Here is a 25,683-nt window from a genome sequence, read left to right as displayed (position 1 = left end):
CCTTCCGGGGTGCCTCCTTAGGCTCTCTACCTGCACCGGACGCTTCCCATGAAAATAAGAGTGGTTGCCCACTCTTATTGCTGAGGTTTAATTGCCGCGGTGCGACGGGGAAAGTGGCGGTTCAACCCGAGCTTCCCGTACCCTACTTCGCCGTCTTCACCGACGTCTTCGGTGTCGGCGATGGCGAAGGCTTCGTCGGCCCCGTATCCGCCTCGGCGGTGCCGGCGAACAGGTCCCTCACATACTTCTGCATCTGCGTTTTGTCCGCGGTGATGACAGATGCCCCGTGAATGTTCTTCTCGACAAGAAGATCCGACGGCGGGAGCTGCGATGTGATGATGCCGTCCGCTTTTGCATCATACGCGAGACTGCCCAACTTCAGCATATCGGTAACGCTGAGATTTGTTTCAATATAAGGATCGATTGAGCTCAGAATGCGAGGGAGCTTGATCAGCGACATCGTCGACTGCATTTTATGAGCGACCGCCGTCAGGAACTTGCGCTGCCGTTCGGTACGCGTGAAATCGGAAAGCGCATCGTGACGGAACCGCACATATTGCAGAGCAGTTTTGCCGTCGAGATGCTGCATGCCTTTTTTCAAATTAATGTCGTAGAGATGATCGTCTTCCGCGTCGGAATATTTCATATCCTTCTCGACATCGATGTCGATGCCGCCAATAGCGTCGACCAACGCGATAAAGCCCTTGAAATCGGTGTACAAATAATACTGTACCGGAATGCCGAGGTAATCGCTCACCGTCTTCATTGCAAGATTCGGGCCGCCGGCTGTAATGGCCGTGTTGATGCGGTCCTCGCCTTCGCCTGGAATTTTGACGTACGTATCGCGGAGGATGGAGAACAGGTACGCCTTCTTCGTCGTGGGATCGATGGAGGCGAGCATAATGCTGTCAGAGCGGGGCAGCTCATTTTTGGCAATGCCGCGAGAGTCGCCGCCGAGCAGCAAGATGTTCACTCGCTGTTTGCCTTCCCATTTAGGTGGTTGGTACTTGTCGCCATTTTGCTTGACCGAGCTTGGAATCATGCCGGCGCTGCCGGTGGTTGTACCTTCTACGCTGTCTTGTTTATCTGAAATGTTTTTCGCAAAGCTATAGAAGGAATACGTATAATATCCTGCAACAACAAAGAGAAGCAGACCGATCAGGAGCAAGGTCCGTTTGATGATTTTCACGTGATAACGCTCCTTTCCAGGGTGTTTGCGTGATCTGTACTTTTTTTTTGTACAGAAGTAGAGTATCATGAGTGAGATAAGGCGTTGTAGGATTCGTCGTTCTGAACCATATTATAGATGCTGTGAAACTTCGATAGCAAGTTATGGCGAATCTTGTGGCAAATTGTAAGCAAACTTCGAATTTAGGGGGAACTCATGTTAGCGATAGATGTCAACATGCTTCGCAAAGAATTCCAGGTGCAGCAAAGCCGGGGCGGGCTCAAGGGCGCGGTCCAGGATTTGTTCAAGCGGGAATACAAGCAGGTCACGGCGGTAAAGGATATTTCTTTTCAAATTCCGAAAGGTGAGATCTGTGGGTACATCGGCGAAAACGGCGCCGGCAAGTCTACCACCATCAAAATGCTCACCGGCATCCTCGTCCCGACCTCGGGGGACATTCGGGTAAACGGCTATATTCCTTTTAAGGAGCGCGAAAAATTCGTAGCCGGCATCGGCGTCGTATTCGGTCAGCGCAGCCAATTGTGGTGGGACATCGGCGTTGTCGAGTCGTTCCAATTATTGAAAAAGGTGTATCGTGTCTCCGACGCCGACTACAAGCAAAGGCTCGACGAGCTCGTCGATCGGCTCCAACTATCGGATCTGCTCTCGCGGCCTGTCCGGAAGCTGAGCTTGGGGCAGCGGATGCGCTGCGAGCTTGCGGCTTCGCTGATCCACAATCCTTCAATTCTATTCCTCGATGAGCCGACGATCGGGCTCGACATTGTCGTCAAAACCGAAATCCGCGAGTTCTTGAAGTCGCTCAATCAACGCTACGAAACGACGATCCTGCTGACGACGCACGATTTGCAGGACATCGAAGCGCTGTGCTCTCGTGTTATTATGCTGGATGACGGCCGAATTATTTATGACGGTGGTCTTGAAGAGCTGAAAGCAAAGTGGGGCAAAGGCAAAGAAGTCGTGCTTCAATTCGAACAGCCGGTGACCTTGGCGCGCCTGCAAGAGCTCACAGCGGGTCTGGACGTCGCCTGGGAGCTGGAAAACGAGCTCATGGGCAAAGTGTTCATTCCGTATGAACGCGCCAACGTTTCCGAAGTGCTCGGCCGCGTGGTCGGCGTCCTGCAAATCCAGGACATCAAAATCAACGAAACGAACACCGACGACATCGTCCGTGAAATTTATAAAGCCGGATCATCGGATGTAAAAAGACCTCAAGCCGCTGCGGCAGCAGCCGACAAGGCGGAGGGAGTCACCACGCATGCTTAGCGCTTATCTTGAGGTCATCCGCATGCGCTTCCTCATGATGCTGGCGTACCGCGTCAACTATTACAGCGGCATCCTGATCTATGCGCTCAATATCGGCTCTTATTATTTTGTCTATAAAGCGATTTACGGCGACACCGCGATGATCGGAGGGCTTACCCTCGGTCAAATGACCACCTACGTGGCCGTCTCCTGGATGGGCCGCGCCTTTTACTTCAACAACCTGGATCGGGAGATTGCGAACGAGATCCGCGATGGCTCGGTGGCGATCCAGTTCATTCGTCCGTACAACTATGTTTTTGTTAAAATGATGCAAGGTCTCGGCGAAGGCGTCTTCCGCTTGCTGCTATTTACAACGCCGGGTATGGTGTTCATCTGGCTTTTGCTGCCGATCAAGCTGCCGACCGATCCGGGGCTGTGGGTATGTTATTTTATCATGCTGTTCTTCAGCTTTCTAATTAATACCCAGCTTAACATCATTACGGGCCTTTTCGCCTTTTTCCTGGAAAATAACGAAGGCCTTATGCGCATGAAGCGCGTCGCCGTCGACCTGTTCTCCGGGCTGATCATCCCGATCTCGTTCTTTCCGGGTTGGTCGAAATCCGTGCTGGAGTGGCTGCCGTTTCAGGCCATTACGTACTTGCCAAGCGCCGTATTCACGGGCAAAGTGACAGGGTCTGCGATTATCCAAAGCTTCGGCGTACAGCTGCTGTGGTTCGTGCTGCTGATCATTCCGATTTACGCCCTCTGGGTAAAATCCAAAACGCGTCTTTTCGTACAAGGAGGGTAAACGCACGTGTTCTATATCACCCTCATTTATGACTATTTTAAAAATTACATGAAAACCCGGCTCACCTACCGATCCGATTTCTGGATTGAGGTTCTCTCCGATCTCCTGTTCAACGGGCTGAATCTGTTCTTTATTCTCGTCGTCTTTTTGCAAACGCAATCGATGGGCGGCTGGAATCAGGAACAAATTTTGTTCATCTACGGTTATTTTATGATTCCGTATGGGATATTTATCTCATTTTTTAATCTGTGGAACTTTAGCGAACGCTACATTATCAAAGGCGAGATGGACCGCATCCTCACCCGGCCGGCTTACAACCTGTGGCAGCTGATGCTCGAAAATCTTGATCCGGCTTCGCTGTTCAGTGCTCTGGCCGGACTCGTCGTCATGATCTATTCGTGGGTGCAGCTCGACCTGCCGTTCCATTGGTCAGACCCGTTTATCTTCCTGCTGATGGTTGTAGGCTCCATCCTGATCTATGCAGGCGTGTACGTGTCCCTGACCGCGCTGTCGTTCTTCTCGGATGCGCCGACCGGCATTCTGCCGCTAATCTGGAACATTCAGAACTATGGCCGCTACCCGGCGACGATCTACAACAAGCTGCTCAAAAGCGTGCTGACGTGGATCCTGCCTTTTGCCTTCGTCGGCTTTTATCCGGCGGCGTATTTTATCGATCCGGACAATTGGAAAACGTTCGCGCTGCTCACCCCGGCGATGGGCGTGCTGTTCAGCATTATCGGTATTACCATTTGGAATACCGGGGTGAAGCGGTACCGCGGCGCGGGATCGTAGGGAGGCCAAGGAACGCCCGGCATCTCACCCGCCGCAACCGCAGGCCGTCTTGGAAGTTATGAAAATGGCTTCTGAGGCGGTCTTTTTTTCTTCTTGACCCTCCTCTTAGGGGAGGCTTTACACTGGGATCAGAAAGGAGGAGCAAGGTGCTTTATACCGTGAAAGAAGTGTCGGAACTGGCGCATGTCACCATCAAAACGCTGCATCACTACCACAAAATCGGACTGCTGCTTCCCCGCGAGGTGAGCGAGGCCGGGTATCGGATGTATGGGCAGTGGGAGCTGGAGCGCCTGCAGGAGATTTTATTTTACAAAGAGCTGGACTTCTCTCTGGAACAGATCGGAGAGCTGTTGGCGGAAAATGTGGATCGCACCGCGATTTTGGCGGAGCAGCATCGTCTGATGCAAAGTCGGCAGAAACGATTAACACAGTTAATCATTACACTGGAAGCGTCGCTGGCAGCAGCGAAGAATGGAGGAACCATGAATCAGGCGGACATGTTCAAAGGATTTGGCAGCGAAGCGGAGTGGAGAGAGGCGCTGGAGGCGCAGAATCAGCATTTAAAAGAGAACTACGGCTACGACTTGGCGGAACAGCCGATCGACGTCCCGAAAATGAACGAGCAGGCCGCGGAAGCGGTGCGGTTCATGAAGGGGGCGGCGGCCTGCTTGCGGGAAGGACGCCGGCACGATGGGCCGGAAGTGGCGCAGCTCATCGCGGAGCACCTCGCGTTCCTTCAGGCGCACGGGCACGCGATCCAGCCGGACGATTACGCCGCGCAGTCGCGCTTCTTCCTCGGCGACGATTTTCACCGCTCCATGCTGGAGGCGCAGCAGGTTGGGCTGGCGTATTATCTATGCCTCGCGGCGGAGGCTTATGCGGCAGGGAGCGGTTCTAATTAACGGGCTTGGCTCGCACTCCAAAGACTCCCGCACGGAGAGCTAGAAGGGTCTAGCCCTAGTTAAGGGGGCTAAAATTGCCGAGAATAGGGCAACTAAGGGGGCCTAGCCCTGCTTAGCAGGCTTGAATTTCGCGCAAAAGCCCCCCTCGCCAGGAATTAGAAGGGTCTAGCCCTAGTTAATTGCGCAAAAAAGCGCGATTTAGCTGAGTTAAGAGGGGGCAGCTCCTCTTAACACTTGTTCGAACGAGCCTAACTCCCTTCTGCAGCACCCAAATTCTCGATTCGACCCCCTTAGTAGCACACCCGATGGTTTAGACTAGCTAACTTTCAATGGCAGATGGTGTGCTGGCTGCCTGCTGCCCCGCTCGCGGCGCCCGCCGCGCCTTCGCGCACGTCAAATCGTACTTGCGCCCGTAGTCCTTGGCGTACGCGACGATGTTGCGGATGCTCGTCGGATCGGCGAGCTTGGTGAACGGGCACGGGTCCGGCCGCGTGTTGACCTCGAGGATCCACGGCTTCAGCCGGCGGTCGACGGCGAGGTCCAGGCCGAGCTCGTTCATCGCCGGGTAGCTGCGGCCGAATTGCGCTGCTGTCAGCCGCCCGATGCGCGCCATGCTTGCGAGCAGCGCCTCTGCGGCCTTCGGGCCGAATCTCGGCGCGATCAGATCCTCAGGCGCGTAAATCGTGCCGCCCTGCGAGCCGTTGGTCACCGCTTTCTGCGGGTGCGCCACTCGCGCGGCGATGCCGGAGCACACCCACCTGCCGGACGGGCGCTTTTGCATCATCACCCGAAAATCAAACGGCCGCCCCTCATGGCGCAGCACGTGGATGCCTTTTTGGATGAGGTGGCGGCGGCCGCCGCAGCTCTTCCGCAGCGCTTCGTACATCCGATCGAACGTCGGAAACGTATGTTTTTTCATACCTGCCTGATAGCGATAGCCGCCGTCAATCCGCTCGACCCGCATGACGCCGATGCCGAGCGACCCCGTATCCGGTTTCACATACACCATGCCGTATTTCGTCAGCATCGCGGACAGCCGCGTACGGCTGAAAGGGTGCGTCGCGGGGACATGGAGGAGCAGCTTGCGCTCCTGCAGGGTGACTCTCGTTTTAATCAACTTGCTGGAAACGGCCTTGACTTTATTTTTCAAAGGATGGCCTCCTCTCTCAGCGATTGTCGGTTTGATACAGCGTATGAGCAATCCAGGCGGCGGGTGATTCGTCGGTGTCCGGGCGGAAATAGGGACAGGCCAGAGGCGTCTTTTCGATAAGGAGGACGAACAATAGGCGAATGCCGTGCATACAATAGGGAGTCGGCAGGTATGGAAATTTGTACCAAGTCATGCTGTTGAAAGCGGGGAGAGGGCATGCCGTCATCCTGGATGGATACGGTTCGAAGCATCAAAAAGCATTTCCCATGGTATCCGCTGGATGCGTCGGAGATGGAGGCGCTTTTGCAAATGGAGGGGAGCGGGCTGACGCATCTTCCGTTGATGTCCGCCAAGCTATTGGAGAATCATTATTACACGGATGCCAATCCTCTCCTGGCGCGAACCGATCTGAATCGCTACCGCACGTCGGGCACGAGCTCGAATCGGCGGAAGACGATTTTGTACTCGCAGGCGGATGAAGAGGCGTATTTGCGCATTAAGTTGGATGTTTTTCAAAGAGTGCTGGGCCCAGGCAACTATCGCACGGCGCTGGCAGATATGGGGACCGGCCATGCGGAGGCGACAGCGGTGGAGGTGTTCCGCGAGCTGGGGATGGATGTGGAATCGGTATCTTTTCAGCTGCCGATTGAAGCTCATCTGGAGCGGCTCTCCAGCATGAAGCCGGAGGTGTTGTACACGATGCCGTCGATTTTGGACCGCATTCTGGCGGCAGCGGACGATCCCAAAGCGTTTGGCATCCGGCACGTGCTGCTCGTCGGCGAGATCGCCTCCCGGGGCTGGCGGCAGCGAACAGCTGAGCGGCTCGGCCTGAGCGAGCGGGAGATAACGGATACGTACGGGTCCATTGAGATCGGGACGATTGCTTATTTTTCGCATGAGCATACGCGTTATCTGTTTGCCGATGGCATTGTGGCAGAAGGAATTCCCGCCGAGGAGCTGGAGGGGGATTTGGAAACGCTGCCGGATGGCGAGCAGGTGCTGGTGTTGACCTCGACGGTGCGGGAGGCTTTTCCGGCTCTGCGGTATGTGACCTACGATGTGGTGCGCGATCTCCGGCCGATTGAGGTGGACGGCGTGCGCCGACAAAGCTTTGCCGGCATCGTCAAACGCATTGGTCCGGACCTCAAGCATGGGGAAAAAATCAGCATCTACGACATCGAGGACGTCGTCTGCCGTCACCTCGGCGATGCTAGCGTTCGCGTACAGGTCGCCGGAAATGGGTTGAAGGTCCACGTCTATAGCCCGCTGGCGACGCCGGACGTGTTGGGTGCGATCCGCCATGACATCGAGAATCACATTCCGGCCATCGGCCTGATGATTCGCTCTCGCATTTTGGACGGTATCGAAGTGCGCGGAGGTACGCTGGACGATGCGCAAACCCGCGCTTCCGTCAAAAACAAAAAAATCTTCTACACCTAATTCAACACCTAAATGGAGGGATCCCAGATGGAGCTTGGCGGCGGCATCGTGGATGCGATCGGAAAAACCCCACTCATTCGTTTGGACCGGTTGTTTGAAGGACTCCCTTTTTCCGTGCATGGGAAGCTGGAGTGGATGAATCCAGGGGGGAGCAGCAAGGATCGGCCTGCGCTTTACATGCTGCGTGAGGCGATTCTGCGGGGGGACGTGACCAAGGACAGCGTCATCGTCGAGTCGAGCTCGGGCAATTTGGCGATTAGCCTGGCCCAGCTGTGCTGTTATCTGGGACTTCGCTTCATTTGTGTGGTCGATCCCCGGACGACCGAGCAGCATAAAGCCATTATCCGCAGCTTTCAAGGCGAGATTGATCTGGTGACGGAGCCGGACGCCGAGACAGGCGAGTTCCTGCCTGCGCGTATCCGCCGGGTTGGCGAGCTGGTGCGGCAGATTCCGCATGCGTATTGGACGAATCAGTACGGAAGTCCGGACAACGCGCTGGCTCACCAAGCGACGACGATGCGGGAGATCGGTGAGGCCTTGGGCCGGGTCGATTATTTGTTCTGCGGGGTGAGCTCGTGCGGCACGATCCGAGGCTGTGCGGACTACATCCGCAGTCAAGGCTGGTCAACGACCATTGTGGCGGTGGATGCGGAAGGAAGCGTTATTTTCGGCGGGCAAAAAGGTTCGCGCAAATTCCCCGGCCTCGGCGCGGGGATTACGCCGGGCCTGTATCGGCACGATGTGGCCGATCTCGTCCTGTACGTCTCTGACGCGGATTGCGTGGAGGGCTGCCGGGCGTTGGTGAAGCGCGAGGGGATTCTCGCCGGGGCTTCTTCCGGCGGCGTTATCTCGGCCATCCGGCGGATGAGCGGCGAGATTCCGGCGGGGTCTGTGTGTGCAGCGATTTTGCCGGATCGGGGCGAGCGGTATTTGACCACTGTCTATAACGACGCGTGGGTCAAGAAGGAAATCGGGATCTAGCGGCAAGCTGAGGTCAGCAAGAAATTGGCATGGAAGATTGGCAGCGGAGCAGAGGATAAGAACATGGCATGGGAGACTGGCAGCGGAGTAAAAGACGAGAAGACAAGAACATCGTATGGGAGACTGGCAGCATGAGGTATTTGCACGATGACCATATTCGGCAAATCGGTATCGACTGGGCGAGGCTGTGCAGCATTGTACGGGACGTGTTGGCGATAAAAGATCAAGGGGATTGTGTGCATCCGCTTAAGCCGTATTTGCGGTTTTGCGACTTGCGCAACCGCATCATCGCCATGCCGGCGTATGTGGGCGGGAATGTTGAGATGGCCGGCATCAAATGGATTGCAAGCTTCCCGGCGAACCCCGAGCGAGGGCTGCCGAGAGCGAACAATACGATCATTTTAAATGATCCGGGGAGCGGCGAGCCGCTCGCCTTTATCCACAGCGGCCTGTTGAACGGGCTACGCACGGCGGCGGTCAGCGGCGTTATGCTGGCCGAGTACATGAACGTACGTGAGCTGGAGACGGTCCGATTGGGGTTGATTGGCTGGGGGCCGATCGCCCAGCTGCACCTCGCGATGTGCATCGCGCTGCTCGGCGAGCGGCTCGAACGCGTCTGCCTCTACGACGTGCGCGGTGTCGACCCGGCGACGATTCCCGCCGAGGTGCGGGGCATCACGGACATCGCCGCCGACTGGCGCTTCGCGTACCGCAGCGCGAACGTGGTCGCCACGTGCACCGTGTCGCCGGAGCGGTATATTAATGAGCCGCCGGCCGAAGGCGCGCTGCTCTTGAACGTGTCGCTGCGGGACTATTTGCCCGCCAGCGTCGCTGGTGTGACCGCCGTCGTCGTCGACGACTGGCGGGAGGTGTGCCGCGAGAACACGGACATCGAGCTCCTGCACCGCGAAAGCGGGCTGCAGGAGCAGGACGTGTCCACGCTCGCGGACGTGGCTTTGCGGGGCCGGTTGCGGGAGCTGGCCGGCCCGGTGTTTTTCAACCCGATGGGGCTGGGTGTCTTCGACATCGCCATCGCGGGGTTCTACTTCAGGGAGGCGGAGCGCCTGAAGGTGGGGATACCGCTACCGCGCAGCGAGCGGTAGCGTGGGTGTTGGGCCGCCGGGAGGGATTCCGGCGGTCTTATTGCGCTGCGCTGGGGAACTGGCAGCGTAATGAGACACGCGCTTCCAATGCTATCTGGTCAGGTGGCAAGCTATGCGCAGATGTCTTGTTTCTGCATCATGGAAGCAGGCGGCACCTAAAAATAAGCTTCTTCCAATAACTTATTTCGGTGGATTGCTCTCTATTTCCCATAATAAGATAACGCGCTTGTCTTATTTACTGGTTTTCTTCGTGTTTTAGAGATACTTGCAGCCAATAAGTTCGCTCACCTAACTTATCGCTTTATCAATCGGTTTAAGCTTCAAAAATAAGATATCTTCGTTATCTTATTTGTCTACCGTACCATCTGAGTGCCAGTGGATTTAATATGACAACGTTGCAATGCTGTTTCCCTTGGCGGACGTCGGCTAGGACCGCCTGCGAAGTTGAACTGGAATTCTTCCAGTTCGATTAGAGGTTTTTATCGAAATGAGAGGGCTCAACTGGAATTTCTCCAGTATAACCATGCCATGCGACTTCAAATTTATCGGATTGATCGAAATGAGCAGGAGGTTTTCCAGTTCAGTTGGGGGAAATGCCCGTTTTGGGTGAAATGAGATGGAGAAATTCCAGTTGAATGGTGTGCGAGGCAAAAACGCAGACTCAACCCCCCTGACCGGAGGGGATAGCGATCGAAGCGAAGCAAGTGGAAGGAGAGGCGATCCCCAACCCCCTGACCGAAGGGGATAGCGATCGAAGCGAAGCAAGTGGAAGGAGAGGCGATCCCCAACCCCCTGACCGAAGGGGATAGCGATCGAAGCGAAGCAAGTGTAAGGAGAAGTGATTCCCCAACCCCCCCTGACCGGAGGGGATAGTGGCTGAAGCGAGGTTAGCAAGTAAAGCACTGGACCAGTTCTACTCCTTGCCCCCGGCAGGAGATGGTTCACTGGGCAGCGAAGCATATGCGAGATGCGCAGGGGACATTTGAAAGGGGAGCTTACTTTGAGCGACACCGCAGCCCAAACCGGGTGGGCCGAACAGATTGCGGCACAAGCCAGCAAGCAGTTGGGACGAAAGATAGACGATATGGTTCCGATCGACAAAGGCTGGCTGAACGCCAAGTGGAAGATGGAGACGCAGGAAGGGCCGCTTTTCGTCAAGCTGTACCATCCTGACCGGTACAAGCTGCATCTTCATGCCGACCGTCTGACAGCTATGGAGCAGACGCTTCGTCTGCAGCACGGTCTGCAGACTGCAGGTGTTCCGTGCCCAGCCGTATACGCTGGCCAAGTCGGTTATCTGCATCAACTCCCGTCCGGCCTCCATTATGCTGTCCTTGACTGGTCGGAAGGGGACAATGTACCCGCCGGGCATTTCAGCGAGGCGCAGATGCATAGTCTGGGTGCAGCTACCGGACGGATGCATGCGTGGCTGCGTCAGGTGCCGCCGCTGGCCAAGCCGGCGTGGCAGCCGGACCGAGCGGCTTATTTCACCGCATGGGAGCTGAACCGGGAGAAGGCGAAGGAAGCGAACGACACGGTTGTGTTGGGATGGCAGAGCAAGTCGCAGCGGGTGGTCGAGTCGATGGATTTTGGTATTTTCGAGGGAGCTGTGCCGGGCTGGCTGCACTGGGATTTGTGGGTGGATAACATTCTGGTGCACGGACGGGATGTGTCGGCGATTGTGGATTTTGACCGCATGACGATGGCGTATCAGGACATTGATGTTGCGCGTGCACTGCTTTCGGGAGCTCTTCGCAACGGGGAGTTGGACACAGCGAAAGTACGATCCTTCATGGACGGTTACAGAGAATATAACACCGTGACAGACAATATGCTGCTGCGCGCGTTTAGCATGCTCTTTTTGATCGAATCGATCTGGTGGCAGCGTACGGAAATTCGTAAACAAAGCGAGCTGCGCGGACTGCTCACCCGATTTATCGAGGAGATGAACTGGATTGGGGATAACTGGGACAGGCTGCCTGAACAATTGCGCGAATTGTGAATAACCTTTGATAAACAGTGTCCCTTTGGGAGAAAGTAGAGTCAATCATGATTCCAAAGGGAGCTGTTATGCACATGAAAAAATCGATCCTAACCGCGATGTGCAGCATGCTGCTGTTCACTGGAGCAAACGCGAACGCGCCTTTCGTCTCATCGGCAGCCCCATTTGACAATCCGCACGAAGACGCCAGAGCGCTTCAACTGCAGGATATGTTGGTATTATTCCTGCTGCCTGCTATGCGGGAGAAACTAAGCCAGGTATACGCCCGGTACCTGAAAGCAACGCCAGACATTTTCCCCTATTTCGTTCAAGTGACGGATATTCAACGCCCCAACGGGTTTCGCAGCTTTGAGTTCCTTATAACCTTGGACGTAATACCGACGGTTGGCCCGCATATTTCGGTCGGCAAGGATCGATTTACCTACAAGATCTCCCCAGGCCCCAGCATCAAGCTTGTAAATTATCAACATCTGAAAAGCCCTGATCCCCAAGCATTCCCGCCCAATTATCTCAATCTGCTTAAATAGGGGGGAGGCATCGTCGTAAAGGCGACCTATTCCCCTTGGTTTCCCACACTATCCACAAACTTACCCACAATTCCCACAGCCCTGAAACCCTTGATGTGTATAACTAAACATTATTTACTAACATATCCACAGATGTGTTTTATCCACAGTGTGGATTCAAATTTCTTTTACAAATTTTAAATTCCATGTCACAAAAACATCCCCCGCCCCGCCTTATGAAATGAAAGATCAAAGGGAGGATGATAGCTATGAACAATCATTTCGATACAGCTGTGATCGGCGGCGGTTTGGCAGGGCTCATTGCAGCCACAAAGCTTGCGCAGGCGGGGCAAAAAGTCGTACTGCTGGAAAAAGCCGGACGATTAGGCGGCCGGGCGATGACGAATAAAAAGAATGGCGCTTTTTTTAACTTGGGCGGTCATGCCCTCTATTTAGCCGGAGAGGCCTACACGGTCCTTCAGCAGATGGGGATTGCGCTGGAAGGCGCGGCCCCGTCGGCCAAGGTGCACGCCCTATGGAACGGCGAATTGGAGCTTATGCCAACAACGCCGGTCGCGATGATGATGACGAAGCTGCTTTCGTGGTCAGGCAAAATCGGATTCGTCCGCTTATTCGCCAAGCTGAACAGCGTGAATTCGGATGCGCTCGATCGTATGTCGCTGCGCGCATGGGCGGAAGCCGAGGTCGAAGACCCGATGGTGCGCCACGCGCTGTACGCCTTGAGCCGCACAGCCACCTATGCGCACGACCCGGACCGGCAGCTGGCGGGGCCGGTTCTAAAGCAGCTGAAGCGCGCCATCAAAGGGGTGCGCTACCTGCACGGCGGCTGGCAGACGATCATCGACCAGCTTGAGCAGCAAGCCCGCGCCGCAGGGGCGGTAATCCGCTGCGGCATCGATGTTAAAGCCGTTTTGCACCACGAAGGCGCGGTGCAGAAGCTGCTTTTGGCCGACGGATCGGAAATCGTCGTCTCCCACGTAGTCAGCACGGCGCCACCGTCCGAGCTAGTTAAGCTGGTGCAGGGGGCGGAGCATACCGCGCTGCATAGATGGAACGAAGAGGCTCGACCATCTATCGCCTCCTGCCTTGATCTGAACCTGCGCAAATTGCCTGCGCCGGGAACGAATGTCGTGATGGGAATCGATCAGCCGTACTTTTTTTCGCACCATACGCTGAATGCCAAGCTGACGGATGACGGTACTTATCTGGTGCATCTGGTGAGGTACCTGGGTGAATCGGAGCGGGCTCAAGGCATCGGGGAAAGCTCCCTTGCTCAAGTAATGTCCATCCTCCAGCCGGGCTGGGAGAAGGAAGTCATTGCGAAGCAGTATTTGCCTCGCATCACAGTTGTGCACGATACGCTGCATACCGGACGCTTCGAGCTGCAGACCGGACCGGGCGTCCCGGAAATTCGCGGCCTTTACGTGGCTGGGGACTGGGTTACGCATGGCGAAATGCTAGCAGATGCTTCTGCAGCGAGCGCAGTGCGCGCTGTGGATGCTATACTACAAGCAGGAGTTTCACAGCGGCCGCGCGTCGTGCACGTATCCTAACGAAAGGGAGAGATGAAGGTGGCACCGAACGAGGAAGGATTGGCGCAGTCAGGCGCGGCAGGGGCGCTGCAAGAGCTGTATGACGCATACAAGCCGCTTGTATTTTCCTTAGCATACCGGATGCTGGGGAGTGTGATGGATGCGGAGGATGTCGTGCAGGAGACTTTTTTGTACATCAATCAGCAGCTGCAGGCCGGGACGGACATTCGCACTCCCAAGGCGTACCTGTGCAAAATCGCGACGAACAAATGCATCGACAAGCTGCGCGCGTCCAGCGCCAAGCGGGAGACGTACGTCGGCCCTTGGCTGCCGGAACCGCTCCTGACGGAAGCGTCGACGCCTGACGGGGCGCTCAGTCACAAGGAGTCGCTCGGCACCGCTTATCTTTTGCTTTTGCAGCAGCTTTCCTGGGTGGAACGGGCGGTTTTTGTCCTCCGGGAAGTGCTGCAGTACGAGTACGACGAGATCGCCGACATCGTGGGCAAAAGCCCGGCGAACACCCGGCAAATTTTTCACCGGGCGAAGAAGGCGATCAGCGGCCAGGACGCAGGTGGGGAAGCCGGTGAGGGGACGGGGCGGCAAGCTTCCCCGCCTTCCTCGACGACCGCCCAGGTCGTGGAACAATTTGTGCAGGCGCTTGTCTCCGGCAACGTACAGCGGCTGCTCAGCATGATGAAGCAGGATGCTGTGCTCTACTCGGACGGCGGGGGCAAGGTTCAGGCGGCGGTTCGGCCGATTCTGGGGGCGGAGCGCATTATTGCTTTTATCACAGGCGTACTTGCGAAGGTGCCGGAGGGCTATCGGTTCTCGCTGGAGATGGTGAACGGGCAGCTTGGCATTACGGGCTATATTCATGAGGAGCCTTACCATGTCACCACGTTTCATTTGAAAGGGGAGCAGATTGAGGCGGTCTATCTGGTGGCCAATCCCAATAAGCTGCGGCATCTTGCAGGCCGCGGGCAGACATAGAACGGTGGCGCTCAGCCGGATGGCGGGGAGGACGTGACAGCGTCCTCTTTTTCATGTACAATGGGGGCCTTGATAGGTGCGGATGATAGATGGAGGGATTGAGCATGGCAGGGAAGACTGCAAAATCGACCAAGGGGGAGCCTGCAGCGAAGCGAAAAGCGCCTGATTTTACTTTGCCGGCGTCGGACGGTACGCAAGTTTCCTTGAAGGATTATCGGGGCAAGAAGCTTGTTATCTACTTCTACCCGCAGGATAATACCCCGACGTGTACGCAGCAGGCGTGCGATTTTCGGGACTATAACGGCAAGTTCGCGAAGCTGGATGTTGCGGTGATCGGCATTAGCCCGGATGAACTCAAAGCGCACGACAAATTCATCGAGAAGTATGAGCTGCCGTTTCTGCTGCTGTCCGACACGAATCACAAAGTCGCGGAAGACTACGGTGTTTGGGCGCTCAAAAAGCTGTACGGCCGCGAATATATGGGCATCGTCCGCTCGACCTTTGTGATTGATGAAAAAGGGTTTATCGTGAAAGAATGGACGAAGGTGCGGATTAAGAACCATGTGCAGTCCGTGCTGGACGCGATTGAAGAGTTAACACCATAACAGTCAGAAATCCCCTCGGTCGACGGCAACTGGGCGGGATTTTTTTTTGCCGGAAAATGAGGGGCAGGCATACTCCCGCCCGCTCTCCCATATACTCTACCAGATAGCCAAATTGATAGAATATTCGGAGGGATCACCGGATGCGCCAGCACGTACAAACGGCAAAAAACAGACTCTACCTCGCTTCTCTTAGCATGGCCTTGCTTTTTGTAGTTTCACTTTTACTAGGATCGGTGCCGGCGTATGCGGCAGGGGACGATGAGGCGGCGCTTGCAGAGCAAAGCAAGGAGGCTTTCCTCCAGCTTCAAACGGGGAAACGGATCGCAGGTGAAGAGCGAAGCTACGAGACGCCGGAGCAGCCGACCGTGTATTTGACCTTTGATGATGGTCCCAGCAAGCTGACGGACCAGGTGCTGGATATTTTAGATGAGAAGGGCGTGAAGGCAACCTTCTTTGCCATTGGCGTGCAGGCGAAGGAATACCCGAAGCAACTCAAACGAATCGTGGATAGCGGCCATGCCTTAGGCAATCATACCTATAATCATGTTTATAACGAGCTGTACAGCGATTTTCAGACGTTCTGGGATCAGGTGCAGAAGACGGAAAATATATTCGACGAGCTTGTCGGCGTCCGGCCGCAGCTGGTGAGGGCGCCGGGCGGGACAGCGACGAATTTTGATGCGTACTATTATTACTTGATGGACCAAGCGGGCTACATGATGGAGGATTGGAACGTGGATAGCGGCGACTCCAAACGGGCGGGCGTACCGGCGAGTGAAATCTGGCAAACGGTGAAAGCGTCTCCGCTCTCGCATGAGATTAATATTTTGTTCCACGACGGCACGGGGCACGACAATACGGTGAAGGTGCTGCCGCAGGTCATTGATTATTATCGAAATCTCGGTTATTCGTTTGCAACGTTAACGACCAAGGTGAAGCCCAAGCAGTTCGGGCTAAGCAAAATCAAATGGAACCGGGGCATGAGCTTGACGCATTTTACGAAGCTGTATGGGGAGACGAAGGCGTACGCAGCGGAGCATAGCCAGCCCGGGCTCGTGGAAGAAACCCCTGCGCCGCCGAAAGAAGAACCGATTAAAGTCATTGCGATGCAGTCGGAGGAAGAATCGACGGTTCCGCTGAACATTCAGCTGCCAGGCCAAGAGGGCTTTGCTTTCGATCCGACTCTCTATCGCATGCACGCGAATCGGATTGAGCTGCCGCTGCGAACGCTGGTCGAGAAGATCGGGGGCCAAGTTGCCTGGCAGCCCGATACGAAGACGGCGACAGCGCACTATGGCATCTACGACATTGCGTATCATTTGCAGACGCGCAGCATGGAGTTGTTCAAGTTAGGTCAGCCTCTGGCGACATACGCAATGGCGGATATGGATATGCGGAACAATCAGATCATTGTGCCGCTGCGCAAAACGATCGACAGTCTCGGCGGCCGCATCATGTCGGCCCGGATCGAGAGCGATAGGCGCGAGGTGGCGCTGTCGCTGCGCCCGTACTATTTTTACAATGAGCCGGCGGATTCCATTCTTCAAAACTCTCTATTTGCTCTAGTAAACTAAACGTCTAAAAGAATAGAAAGCTGGAGAAACTAGAGGCATACCCTTTATTTAAGAGGAGGCTTCTAGTCTATGTCGTCGAAAACGCGGATCTTCGATCAGCCCCAGCCTCTCGTGGAACGGATGATCATGAACGTCGAGAAGGTGATGGTGGGCAAGCGGGATACGATTGAGAAAGCTTTTATTGCGCTGTTGAGCGGCGGTCATTTACTGCTGGAGGATGTGCCGGGTGTCGGCAAAACGATGCTGGTGCGCGCCCTGGCCCGAACGATCGGCTGCGAGTTTAAACGGATTCAATGTACGCCGGATTTATTGCCGTCGGATGTGACGGGGGTTTCGGTCTGGAATGTCAAAACGAATGAATTTGAGTTTCGCCCGGGACCGCTCATGACGTCGATCGTTCTCGCGGACGAGTGCAATCGGACATCGCCGAAGACGCAGTCGGCCTTTTTGGAAGCGATGGAAGAGAAACGGATGACGGTGGATGGCATCAGCTATGAGCTGCCGAAGCCGTTCATGGTGATCGCCACGCAAAATCCGATGGAGTTCGAAGGCACGTACGCTTTGCCGGAGGCGCAGATGGATCGTTTTATGATGAAGCTCTCGCTCGGCTACCCGACCCCGGATCAGGAAGTGCTGATGCTGGATCGGCTGCAGGACCGTCATCCGGTCGAGCAGCTAAAGCCTGTGATTGTGCAGGATGAGCTGGTGCAATTGCAAAAAGAAGCGTCGATGATCCATGTGGACAACACGCTCAAGGATTATATTGTCCGCTTGGCGCTGGCGACGCGGGATCATGCGGATGTCGTGGTGGGCGCGAGCCCGCGGGCTTCCTACGCGCTGATGCGCGCTGCACAGACGTCAGCCTACGTGAAGGGCAGAACGTTCGTCGTACCCGACGATATTCAGGATTTGATCGTCCCGGTGTGGTCGCATCGCCTGATGCTCACATCGGAGGCGCTGATGACCGGTAAAACGACGGAACAAGTGCTTTTCACTCTTTTATCGACAGTCCAGACGCCAGATCTCCGTTATGTTTCGGCGAAGTAGGAGGGGATCGGTATGAAGAGTTGGGGAAAAGCGCTGCTGCTCTTTGCTGCATGTGTCGGCATGGCGGTTTTAGCTTACATGCAAGGCGGAGCCGACGCCTGGTATTTGAGTGTATGCTTTGCATTGATCTGGGTGCAGGCGGGATTGTTTTATGTGTTTGCGCTGCGCGGGCTTCGTGTGCAGCGGAGGCTGTCCGGCGACGTCTTCCTTGCCGGGGATACGGTGACGGCGCAGCTGGACATTCGTCATCATACGCCGGTTCCGATGCCGTGGCTGCTGGTGAGGGAGACCTGGATCCATGAAGGCAGCGGGACTCCATTGATTTACAGCAAGCTGCTGTTTCCATGGTGGAAGACGAACTTGTGTTTGCCTTATAAAATAACGGGATTGATGCGCGGCGCGTACCGTTTTTCGCATTTCGAAGCGGCGGCCGGCGATTTGTTCGGCTTTGCCGTTCGCAGGGTGACGCGTGACGATCTGCACCGGCTGATCGTGTATCCGAAGCCGCTGGAGGTCGGGATGACGGCGATGAGCCTGCAAGCGGACGACGCCGGCGCCCGCTCGGCGAAGCGGGTGCGCCGCGACACGCCGAGCATCACTGGCGTTCGGGATTATGTGAGCGGTGACCCCTATCACCGCATTCACTGGAAATCCACAGCCCGGCTCGGCCGGCTGATGACGAAAGATCCCGAGCAGGCCGCCTCCGTGAAACGGATGCTGCTGCTCGACACCGCGCCTGCGGCAGCTCCAGCCGGGGCGGCACAGCCGCTGCTGGAGAAGGGCATCGCCCTCGCGGCAGGCTTCTTCGAAGCTGCGGCGGGCGCGGGCGGGAGCTGCGGCTTCGCCTGCAGCTCCTCGGATGCGAGGCGAATCGCACCGACGATTCGCCCGGACCTGACGCTCGCGTACGACGTACTCGCGAGCGTGGGCGGCAAGCCCGCCCTGCCCTTTCCTGACCTGGTCAGGAAAGAGGCGGCGGCCTTGCCGCCGGACACGTCGATGCTGTGCATCACATCGACGCTCGATGTGGCGCTGGTGCGCGCGATCCGCGAAGCGCGCACCCGGCGCCGGGACGTGCACGTGATCTACGTGCACGCCAGGCCCTCCCTCTCGGTCGCAGAGCGAGAGGTGGCGGCCGCGCTGCAGGCCGCGGGCAGCAGCTTTACCGAGGTGCCGCATCCGCCGAGGGAGTGGCCTGTACAAGGGGGTGTCGCGGATGCCACCGCTTGAACCCCGCCGCAGCCAGCCTCGGGGCTGGCCGGCCATCTCTAGCGGCGCAGCGAAGCGCCGCGCCGTGAACGCGGGACTGCCGCCGCAGGCGCAGTCCGCCGCTGTGCAAGCCGGCGAGCCGCAGGCCGCCGGCGGGCAAATGGTGCCGGGCCGCGCAGCCGGCACCGCACCCGAGCCGCCGCGCACGGCTCGCTCTCGCACCGACGCGCCGCCGGGGCTCCCGGCGCGGGGCCAAACGGCCGACGCGCAGCAGCCGTCCGGCCTCATCTTCCGCGCCGGCGACGGCGGCGCGGGCGCAGCAGCGCCAGGCTCCTTGCTGCGCGACGGTCTCGTGTCGCTGCTGCTCTTTCTTTTGCTGGCCGAGTGGCTCCGGCCGCTCGCCTGGCTAGCCGACGATTCGTTTCAAGTCGGCCCGATTCTGGCCGTGTTCGGCATCTGCCTGCTCATCGACTGCTTCCGGATCTCTTACAGCTGGGGCTGGGCGATCAAAGGGCTGACGATCGTGTTATTTATCGGGTGGATGTTTCACCGCGAAACGTTCGCCACCGGGGTGTGGATCGGCGATCTCATTCAGACCGTCGCCCAAGACATCGTCGATTTGGCGCAAGCGCACTTCGAGCAGATTTCCGGCGAAATGCGGACGCTGCTGTTTCTCATCGGCTGGACGCTGCTCATCTCCGTTTCCCAGGCACTCATGCTGCAAAGGCAGCACAGCATTTGGTTCATAGGAGCCACGCTGTTCTATTTGATCGGCATTCAGCTGCTGGTCGGTGCGGATACCCTTATGGGTATCGTGCGCACACTCGGCTGCGGTCTGGTTCTGCTCGCGCTGCTGAACTTGTCGCGCATTGAGACGAAGTACCGCGTGTCTGCGGTTCGCAGCGGCGGCTTCGGAGCCTGGCTGCTGGTCAGCCTGATCGTCGTCTGCCTCGTATCCGGTCTCGGCTGGTACACTGTCAAGGGAGCGGGCGCCGAGCCGCTGATGAAGCCCGTAAGCTGGGACCGTGTATCCGACCGCCTATTTGAACTTTACGGCGGCGAGGACCATCCGGCCATCGGCGTCGCATCAGCCGCCAAAACCGGTTACAGCGACAACGACGCCGTGCTCGGCGGGCCGCTGCAAGTCGATGCGACGCCGGTGTTCACGGCGCGGACGACCGAACTCACCTATTGGCGCGGCGAGTCCAAAAGCGTCTACGACGGCAAAGGCTGGTCCCAGCCGAACCCGATCCTTGAGCCGTTTACGGGATTTAGCCCAACCGCCACGCAACCAACTGTCACGCAGGAGGTGCTGTTTCAGAAGAACGCGCCCAGCAAGCAGTTGTTTAGCGGCGGCAAGCTGGCGGGGGTCGATATGCTCTTGAACAGCGAAGGCAAGCCGATGTCCGCCGATCTGCTGCTCACCGCGAGAGAAAGCGGCAAAGTCGTGCTGCCAGACATTTCCGATGCGCTGGTCTACTATAAAATCACCGTTCAGCCGGTCCGTGAGGACCCGACGCTGCTGAACAGCGACACCGGCGCTTACCCGGAAGCCATCAAGCAGCAGTATTTGCAGCTGCCGGATGGATTGCCCCGCACCGTGCGCAGCCTGGCCGAGCAGGTGACGGCAGGGCGCGCGACGCCGTACGCAAAAACCATAGCGGTCGAGCAGTACCTGCGCCAGACGTACACATACAGTCTGGATCATGTGACGCGCCCGAGCCGCAATGAAGATTTCGTCAGCCATTTTCTGTTCGTCGATCAGGCGGGCTATTGCGACCAGTTCTCGACGGCTATGGCTGTCATGCTTCGCTCGGTCGGCGTGCCGACCCGCTGGGTCAAAGGCTTTGCGCCGGGGACGGTGCAAGCGACTGGAGAGAACGGTCTGCAGGAAGTTGTCGTCAGCAATCAGAATGCGCATGCCTGGGTCGAGGTGTACTTCCCTTCGATAGGCTGGGTGCCGTTCGAGCCAACTCCGAGCTTCACCGGCATTTCGCCGGATCAGCCTCGAGAAACGCTGACGACCGCCGATATGAAAGCAGCGTCCATGACTGCGTCCTTAACGGGGGCCTCGCTTGGCCATCCCTATCTGGATCAAGCTTCCGACTGGTTTCATACCGTGAAGAATAATCTGGTTGATTTTGCAAAGGCTTATAGAAGTATGCTGATGCTTGTTCTTGGCTTGCTTCTGGTGCTTCTCAGCGTGTTAGCGCTGTTAAAACGCAGGGGCTATCTGCTGGCTATGGGCCATAAGCTTCCTGTCTTCGCCGATGCTGTTCTCCCTCAGGGACCGCCGCATCCTCTCATCCCTTATATGGATCGTTTGTGGCGGCAGCTGTTCCGCAAATACGGCGCGAAGCCCGCGGGACAAACGGTCCGTGAATATGTGCTGAGTCTGGAGCTCAAACAGCAGGGGCAGAAGCAGGCGCTTTTAACCTTCGCTCAAATCTATGAAAGCGTCCGTTACGACCCGGCTTGCGCCACCCCGTATGCCCGAAGAGACATTACGGCCATCTGGAACGCCATTCAAAAGACACAATAACCCCTTTACATCCTAGGTGCCTAATGTTTAAAATTAGTACCTAGAAATAGCGGTGTGCTTGTCCGAGCATGACCGCTATCAATCTAGGAGGTCGGAACATGAGTAAACCGAGTGAAATGATCGTCGTTTTAGATTTTGGAGGCCAGTACAATCAGTTGATCGCCAGACGTATCCGCGATTTGGGCGTATACAGTGAACTGCTGCCTTTCAATACAACTGTGGAAAAAATTCGCGAACTGAACCCGAAAGGGATCGTGTTCTCCGGTGGTCCTGCCAGCGTATATGGCGAAGGCGCGCCTTCGGTCGATGCCCGCATTTACGATCTGGGCCTGCCGATCCTGGGGATTTGCTACGGCATGCAGCTCATCGCCCATCAATTGAACGGCAAAGTAGAACGTGCGCACACGCGCGAGTACGGGAAAGCAGATCTCGAGTTTACGAACGGAAGCCCGCTGGTGAAAGGTCTGGAAACGAAGCAAACGGTATGGATGAGCCATGGCGACCATGTCTCCGAACTGCCTGAAGGCTTCGTGCTGGAAGCAAGCACCGATTCCTTGCCGATTGCGGCGATGAGCAACCGCGACCGCAACATTCATGCCGTACAGTTCCACCCGGAAGTTCGTCACTCCGTGCAAGGGAACGAAATGATTTCCAACTTTATCTATGAAGTGTGCGGCTGTCACGGCGACTGGACGATGTCCTCTTTTGTGGAAGAGAAGATCAAAGAACTGCGTGAAGAAGTCGGCGATAAAAAAGTGCTGTGCGCCCTGAGCGGCGGCGTGGATTCCTCCGTTGTGGCGATCCTGCTGCATAAAGCGATCGGTCCTCAGCTCACGTGCATGTTCATCGACCACGGTTTGCTGCGCAAAGGCGAAGGCGAAAGCGTGATGGAAACCTTTGTCGGCAAATTCGATATGAAAGTTGTCAAAATCGATGCGAAAGACCGCTTCCTCGGCAAACTGGCCGGCGTTGACGATCCGGAGCAAAAACGCAAAATCATCGGCACGGAATTCATCCGTGTATTTGAGGAAGAGTCCAGCAAGTTCGACGACTTTACGTTCCTGGCGCAAGGCACGCTGTATACGGACATCGTAGAAAGCGGCACGGCGACGGCGCATACGATCAAATCGCACCATAACGTAGGCGGCCTGCCGAAAGATATGAAATTCAAGCTCGTTGAGCCTTTGAAAACTCTGTTCAAAGACGAAGTTCGCAAAGTGGGCGAGGAGTGCGGCCTGCCTGCAGCCATCGTCTGGCGACAACCGTTCCCAGGTCCGGGTCTGGCGATCCGCGTGCTTGGCGAAGTGACGGAAGAGAAGCTGCACATCGTGCGTGAATCCGACGCTATCCTGCGCGACGAAATCGCAAAAGCGGGCCTCGATCGCGAGATCTGGCAGTACTTTACGGCGCTTCCGGGCATGAAGAGTGTAGGCGTTATGGGCGATGCCCGCACGTACTCCTACACCGTCGGCATCCGTGCGGTTACTTCCATCGACGGCATGACCGCGGACTGGGCGCGCATCCCTTGGGACGTGCTTGAGAAGATCTCCGTTCGTATCGTTAACGAGGTAGAGAACGTAAATCGGATCGTGTACGACGTGACTTCGAAGCCGCCGGCTACCATTGAATGGGAATAGGCATAAATTCATGCATAAAGGCGAACAATATGGGAGAAATTACCCCTGTATTGTTCGTCTTTTTTATTGACAGGCGTCGAAATTCGACATAAAATATGAAACTGGATAACAGTTTTTCGTATAATCTTGGGAATTGGCCCGAGAGTTTCTACGAGATCACCGCAAATGATCTGGCTACGAAAAAAAGGAACGGAATCCGAATGAGAGAGCTTGTCCATTTTTCAAGTGGAAGGAGCTTCCTCATCGGGAGCTCCTTTTTCGTACCCGGGATCAGCACCTTGATTCCGGGTTTTTGCTGTTCCCCAACATACCATTAGGAGGAGTAGGAAAAATGGATCGTTTTTTTAAGCTGAAACAAAACGGTACGACCGTCAGAACGGAAATTATGGCGGGTATCACCACGTTCATGACGATGGCTTACATTTTGGCTGTCAATCCGGACGTACTCAGCGCATTCAAATCGGGGGCAACCGGCGGTGACTGGACAGCGATTTTCTTGGCGACTGCGATTGCAGCGGGCGTCATGACAATTGCAATGGGACTGTTCGTGAATTTCCCAGTGGCGCTTGCGCCGGGGATGGGGCTTAACGCTTACTTCGCAACGATCATTTTGACTTCACAAGGCAAGTTTACATTTTCAATGGCATTAACCGCCGTCTTTATTTCGGGGATCATTTTCATCATTCTGACGGTGACCAAAATCCGCCAGATGCTTCTCGTTGCCGTTCCTGACGGGTTGAAGCATGCGATTACGGTCGGTATCGGTTTATTTATCGCGATGATCGGCTTCAAAAACAGCGGCATTCTGACCGTAGCGGTCGAAGCTGGCAATGATATTAAAGCACATCAGTTCACGGATGTACTTTCGTTTGAAACGGTTTTCCACATGGGCTCGTTGGAAGACAAAGGCGTGATCCTGACGATCGTCGGCATTCTGCTGATCTCGATCCTCATGGTTTTACGCGTGCGCGGCGCGATTCTTTTCGGTATTTTGCTCACAACAATTGTCGGTTACTTCATGGGGATGGTTGATCTGGGTACGCTGACAAGTGACAAAACCACCTGGGTACCGGATATGACGAAGCTGCGTTTTGCTGATTTTGACTTCCCAGGCATCATGACAACAGGGATTATTTCCGTGATCGCGACGTTTACGTTTGTCGAGCTTTTCGATACATTTGGTACAATGGTTGGTACAGCGAGCCGTGCCGGCATTATGAAAAACAAAGAAGAGGGCAACAAACGCGTTGGTAAAGCGATGTTCGTAGATGCGGTTGGCGTAAGCGGCGGCGCTTTGGTAGGGACAAGCACAGTGACTGCGTTTGTTGAGAGTGCAGCGGGGGTTGCCGAGGGCGGACGTACAGGTCTGACAGCGGTCACAACTGGCGTGTGCTTCTTGTTGGCTCTGTTCCTGGCTCCGATTGCGATGCTGATTCCAGGCTCCGCGACTGCGGCGGCATTGATTGTAGTAGGCGTGCTCATGGTGCAATCCATCCGTGAAATTGACTTCAGCGATTTCGTATACGCGATTCCTGCGTTCTTGACGATCGTCCTGATGCCGTTTACGTACAACATTGCTAACGGTATCTCCTTCGGTATTTTCACTTACGTGATTTTAGCGGCAGCGGCGAACCTGAGCGGCAAAAGGGAGAAAAAGTACTCCATTCACTGGTTAATGTGGGTGCTTGCGGTTCTGATTGTCCTACGGTACGTCTTTATTGGAAGTCAAGGTTAAAAAGAAGTTGGTGCCCCGGCGCGTTCAGCGCTGGGGCTTATATATTTGCGCTGTCTTCAGGCAGGCGCGCGGCTTTTAGCGATTTGCTATAGGGATGGCCAGGCCAGCAGACGAGGGAGACGAGGGAGTAGGCAATGAAAGCATTGGCTATTTCTGGGCATTCGGCGGATTTACCCTGGATAGGCAATGGAGTCATTGGCTATTTTGCCAAATTACGATGTCTTCGAGCTGATTTCTTCAATTAGGCAGTGGTCACATAGCTTATTTAAGAAGATGAGCAAGATTGGATCAATTTAGGCCATGGAATTAATGGCTATTTAAATATATTAGGAAGAAGTCTTCATAACTCGATACCATCCATATTTTTCAAGGGATAAAAAGTTGCATTCTGTTTCTGGATTTGTTATATTACTCCTTGTCGCTTCGGCGGCTCGGTCGAAAGAAGTCGAAACTTGAAAAAAGTACTTGCCTTTGATCGAACGACATGATATATTATTACTCGCTGCTTCGGAAACGCGGCAGTGTATGAAAGACATTGATCTTTGAAAACTGAACAACGAGTGAGTAAGCAAATCGGTTGAGCAATCAGCCATAATGAGATTAACAATCTCGCTAGCAAGTCAATTGAGCAAGTCAGCTTTCAAAAAATGAGCGAGTAATCGTTCAACTTTTATGG

20 protein-coding genes and 1 riboswitch are annotated in these 25,683 nt (G+C 55.7%); of the genes, 18 read left to right on the top strand and 2 right to left on the bottom strand.

The annotated features are described in order from the left end of the window. Positions 1–142 precede the first annotated feature (142 nt). On the bottom strand, positions 143–1,189 hold the full coding sequence (locus tag EJQ19_RS19740) for an LCP family protein (protein ID WP_241242998.1): 1,047 nt from the start codon (positions 1,187–1,189) through the stop codon (positions 143–145). 195 nt (positions 1,190–1,384) lie between these two features. Here EJQ19_RS19740 and EJQ19_RS19735 point away from each other — a divergent pair, with 195 nt between their 5' ends. The 4 genes from EJQ19_RS19735 to EJQ19_RS19720 all read left to right on the top strand — a co-directional run bounded on the left by EJQ19_RS19735 (position 1,385) and on the right by EJQ19_RS19720 (position 4,933). Beyond that, the gene (locus tag EJQ19_RS19735) at positions 1,385–2,452 is read left to right on the top strand and encodes an ABC transporter ATP-binding protein (protein WP_126142955.1); all 1,068 of its coding nucleotides are present in this window, start codon (positions 1,385–1,387) and stop codon (positions 2,450–2,452) included. After that, positions 2,445–3,239, top strand: coding sequence for an ABC transporter permease (locus EJQ19_RS19730; RefSeq protein WP_126142954.1), 795 nt, complete (start codon positions 2,445–2,447; stop codon positions 3,237–3,239). Before EJQ19_RS19735 ends, EJQ19_RS19730 begins: the two co-directional genes overlap by 8 nt. Positions 3,240–3,245: 6 nt before the next feature. Beyond that, on the top strand, positions 3,246–4,031 hold the full coding sequence (locus tag EJQ19_RS19725; RefSeq protein WP_126142953.1) for an ABC transporter permease: 786 nt from the start codon (positions 3,246–3,248) through the stop codon (positions 4,029–4,031). A gap of 146 nt (positions 4,032–4,177) precedes the next feature. Continuing rightward, a complete protein-coding gene (locus EJQ19_RS19720) occupies positions 4,178–4,933 on the top strand; it encodes a MerR family transcriptional regulator (protein WP_126142952.1) in 756 nt (251 codons plus the stop codon). 319 nt (positions 4,934–5,252) lie between these two features. Here the strand turns inward: EJQ19_RS19720 and EJQ19_RS19715 are convergent, their stop codons facing one another. Next, entirely contained in the window at positions 5,253–6,134 is an 882-nt protein-coding gene (locus tag EJQ19_RS19715; RefSeq protein WP_241242997.1) for a YheC/YheD family protein, read from the bottom strand. 165 nt (positions 6,135–6,299) lie between these two features. On the opposite strand from EJQ19_RS19715, the gene EJQ19_RS19710 reads away from it, so the two are divergent. The 14 genes from EJQ19_RS19710 to EJQ19_RS19645 all read left to right on the top strand — a co-directional run bounded on the left by EJQ19_RS19710 (position 6,300) and on the right by EJQ19_RS19645 (position 25,007). After that, positions 6,300–7,523 carry a phenylacetate--CoA ligase family protein gene (locus EJQ19_RS19710; protein ID WP_241242996.1) on the top strand — a complete coding sequence of 408 codons (1,224 nt, stop codon included), beginning with the start codon at positions 6,300–6,302 and terminating at the stop codon, positions 7,521–7,523. Positions 7,524–7,550: 27 nt separating this feature from the next. Then, positions 7,551–8,504 (top strand): 2,3-diaminopropionate biosynthesis protein SbnA, encoded by a 954-nt coding sequence (sbnA, locus tag EJQ19_RS19705; RefSeq protein ID WP_241242995.1) that lies wholly within the window; start codon positions 7,551–7,553, stop codon positions 8,502–8,504. Positions 8,505–8,635: 131 nt separating this feature from the next. After that, positions 8,636–9,607, top strand: a complete 972-nt coding sequence (locus tag EJQ19_RS19700; RefSeq protein WP_126142950.1) for a 2,3-diaminopropionate biosynthesis protein SbnB — start codon at positions 8,636–8,638, stop codon at positions 9,605–9,607. Between the two features lie 1,000 nt (positions 9,608–10,607). Continuing rightward, complete coding sequence (locus EJQ19_RS19695; RefSeq protein WP_164716637.1) at positions 10,608–11,609, top strand: phosphotransferase enzyme family protein; 1,002 nt, start codon at positions 10,608–10,610, stop codon at positions 11,607–11,609. A 74-nt stretch (positions 11,610–11,683) separates the two neighbouring features. After that, positions 11,684–12,136, top strand: a complete 453-nt coding sequence (locus EJQ19_RS19690) for a DUF3888 domain-containing protein (protein ID WP_241242994.1) — start codon at positions 11,684–11,686, stop codon at positions 12,134–12,136. A gap of 248 nt (positions 12,137–12,384) precedes the next feature. Next, positions 12,385–13,689 carry a phytoene desaturase family protein gene (locus EJQ19_RS19685; protein ID WP_126142948.1) on the top strand — a complete coding sequence of 435 codons (1,305 nt, stop codon included), beginning with the start codon at positions 12,385–12,387 and terminating at the stop codon, positions 13,687–13,689. Positions 13,690–13,707: 18 nt separating this feature from the next. Next, positions 13,708–14,658: an RNA polymerase sigma-70 factor gene (locus EJQ19_RS19680; protein ID WP_277600969.1), complete on the top strand. Its 951-nt coding sequence runs from the start codon at positions 13,708–13,710 to the stop codon at positions 14,656–14,658. 104 nt (positions 14,659–14,762) lie between these two features. Beyond that, positions 14,763–15,263 (top strand): thioredoxin-dependent thiol peroxidase, encoded by a 501-nt coding sequence (bcp, locus tag EJQ19_RS19675; RefSeq protein ID WP_126142946.1) that lies wholly within the window; start codon positions 14,763–14,765, stop codon positions 15,261–15,263. A 140-nt stretch (positions 15,264–15,403) separates the two neighbouring features. Next, entirely contained in the window at positions 15,404–16,837 is a 1,434-nt protein-coding gene (locus tag EJQ19_RS19670; RefSeq protein WP_126142945.1) for a polysaccharide deacetylase family protein, read from the top strand. Positions 16,838–16,906: 69 nt separating this feature from the next. Next, positions 16,907–17,884 (top strand): AAA family ATPase, encoded by a 978-nt coding sequence (locus EJQ19_RS19665; protein ID WP_126142944.1) that lies wholly within the window; start codon positions 16,907–16,909, stop codon positions 17,882–17,884. Between the two features lie 12 nt (positions 17,885–17,896). Next, positions 17,897–19,114, top strand: coding sequence for a DUF58 domain-containing protein (locus EJQ19_RS19660; RefSeq protein ID WP_126142943.1), 1,218 nt, complete (start codon positions 17,897–17,899; stop codon positions 19,112–19,114). After that, a complete protein-coding gene (locus tag EJQ19_RS19655; protein ID WP_126142942.1) occupies positions 19,101–21,635 on the top strand; it encodes a transglutaminase TgpA family protein in 2,535 nt (844 codons plus the stop codon). The genes EJQ19_RS19660 and EJQ19_RS19655 overlap by 14 nt, the downstream gene beginning before the upstream one ends. Before the next feature lie 98 nt (positions 21,636–21,733). Continuing rightward, positions 21,734–23,272 (top strand): glutamine-hydrolyzing GMP synthase, encoded by a 1,539-nt coding sequence (gene guaA, locus EJQ19_RS19650; protein WP_126142941.1) that lies wholly within the window; start codon positions 21,734–21,736, stop codon positions 23,270–23,272. A 96-nt stretch (positions 23,273–23,368) separates the two neighbouring features. Continuing rightward, a riboswitch (purine riboswitch) is annotated at positions 23,369–23,469 on the top strand. Positions 23,470–23,603: 134 nt separating this feature from the next. Then, entirely contained in the window at positions 23,604–25,007 is a 1,404-nt protein-coding gene (locus tag EJQ19_RS19645) for an NCS2 family permease (protein WP_126142940.1), read from the top strand. Positions 25,008–25,683 lie beyond the last annotated feature (676 nt).

Origin of the sequence: Paenibacillus whitsoniae (assembly GCF_003955665.1) — a bacterium.
GTDB classification, from domain to species: Bacteria; Bacillota; Bacilli; order Paenibacillales; family NBRC-103111; genus Paenibacillus_E; species Paenibacillus_E whitsoniae.
This window is presented reverse-complemented; position numbering and strand designations above follow the sequence as displayed.

What these genes read in the sequence shown, in the direction of transcription:
- EJQ19_RS19735 (WP_126142955.1), top strand. Translation starts at nt 1,385, where the DNA reads ATGTTAGCGATAGATGTCAACATGCTTCGCAAAGAATTCCAGGTGCAG.
- EJQ19_RS19730 (WP_126142954.1), top strand. Translation starts at nt 2,445, where the DNA reads ATGCTTAGCGCTTATCTTGAGGTCATCCGCATGCGCTTCCTCATGATG.
- EJQ19_RS19710 (WP_241242996.1), top strand. Translation starts at nt 6,300, where the DNA reads ATGCCGTCATCCTGGATGGATACGGTTCGAAGCATCAAAAAGCATTTC.
- sbnA (WP_241242995.1), top strand. Translation starts at nt 7,551, where the DNA reads ATGGAGCTTGGCGGCGGCATCGTGGATGCGATCGGAAAAACCCCACTC.
- EJQ19_RS19700 (WP_126142950.1), top strand. Translation starts at nt 8,636, where the DNA reads ATGAGGTATTTGCACGATGACCATATTCGGCAAATCGGTATCGACTGG.
- EJQ19_RS19690 (WP_241242994.1), top strand. Translation starts at nt 11,684, where the DNA reads ATGAAAAAATCGATCCTAACCGCGATGTGCAGCATGCTGCTGTTCACT.
- EJQ19_RS19685 (WP_126142948.1), top strand. Translation starts at nt 12,385, where the DNA reads ATGAACAATCATTTCGATACAGCTGTGATCGGCGGCGGTTTGGCAGGG.
- bcp (WP_126142946.1), top strand. Translation starts at nt 14,763, where the DNA reads ATGGCAGGGAAGACTGCAAAATCGACCAAGGGGGAGCCTGCAGCGAAG.
- EJQ19_RS19670 (WP_126142945.1), top strand. Translation starts at nt 15,404, where the DNA reads ATGCGCCAGCACGTACAAACGGCAAAAAACAGACTCTACCTCGCTTCT.
- EJQ19_RS19665 (WP_126142944.1), top strand. Translation starts at nt 16,907, where the DNA reads ATGTCGTCGAAAACGCGGATCTTCGATCAGCCCCAGCCTCTCGTGGAA.
- EJQ19_RS19660 (WP_126142943.1), top strand. Translation starts at nt 17,897, where the DNA reads ATGAAGAGTTGGGGAAAAGCGCTGCTGCTCTTTGCTGCATGTGTCGGC.
- EJQ19_RS19655 (WP_126142942.1), top strand. Translation starts at nt 19,101, where the DNA reads ATGCCACCGCTTGAACCCCGCCGCAGCCAGCCTCGGGGCTGGCCGGCC.
- guaA (WP_126142941.1), top strand. Translation starts at nt 21,734, where the DNA reads ATGAGTAAACCGAGTGAAATGATCGTCGTTTTAGATTTTGGAGGCCAG.
- EJQ19_RS19645 (WP_126142940.1), top strand. Translation starts at nt 23,604, where the DNA reads ATGGATCGTTTTTTTAAGCTGAAACAAAACGGTACGACCGTCAGAACG.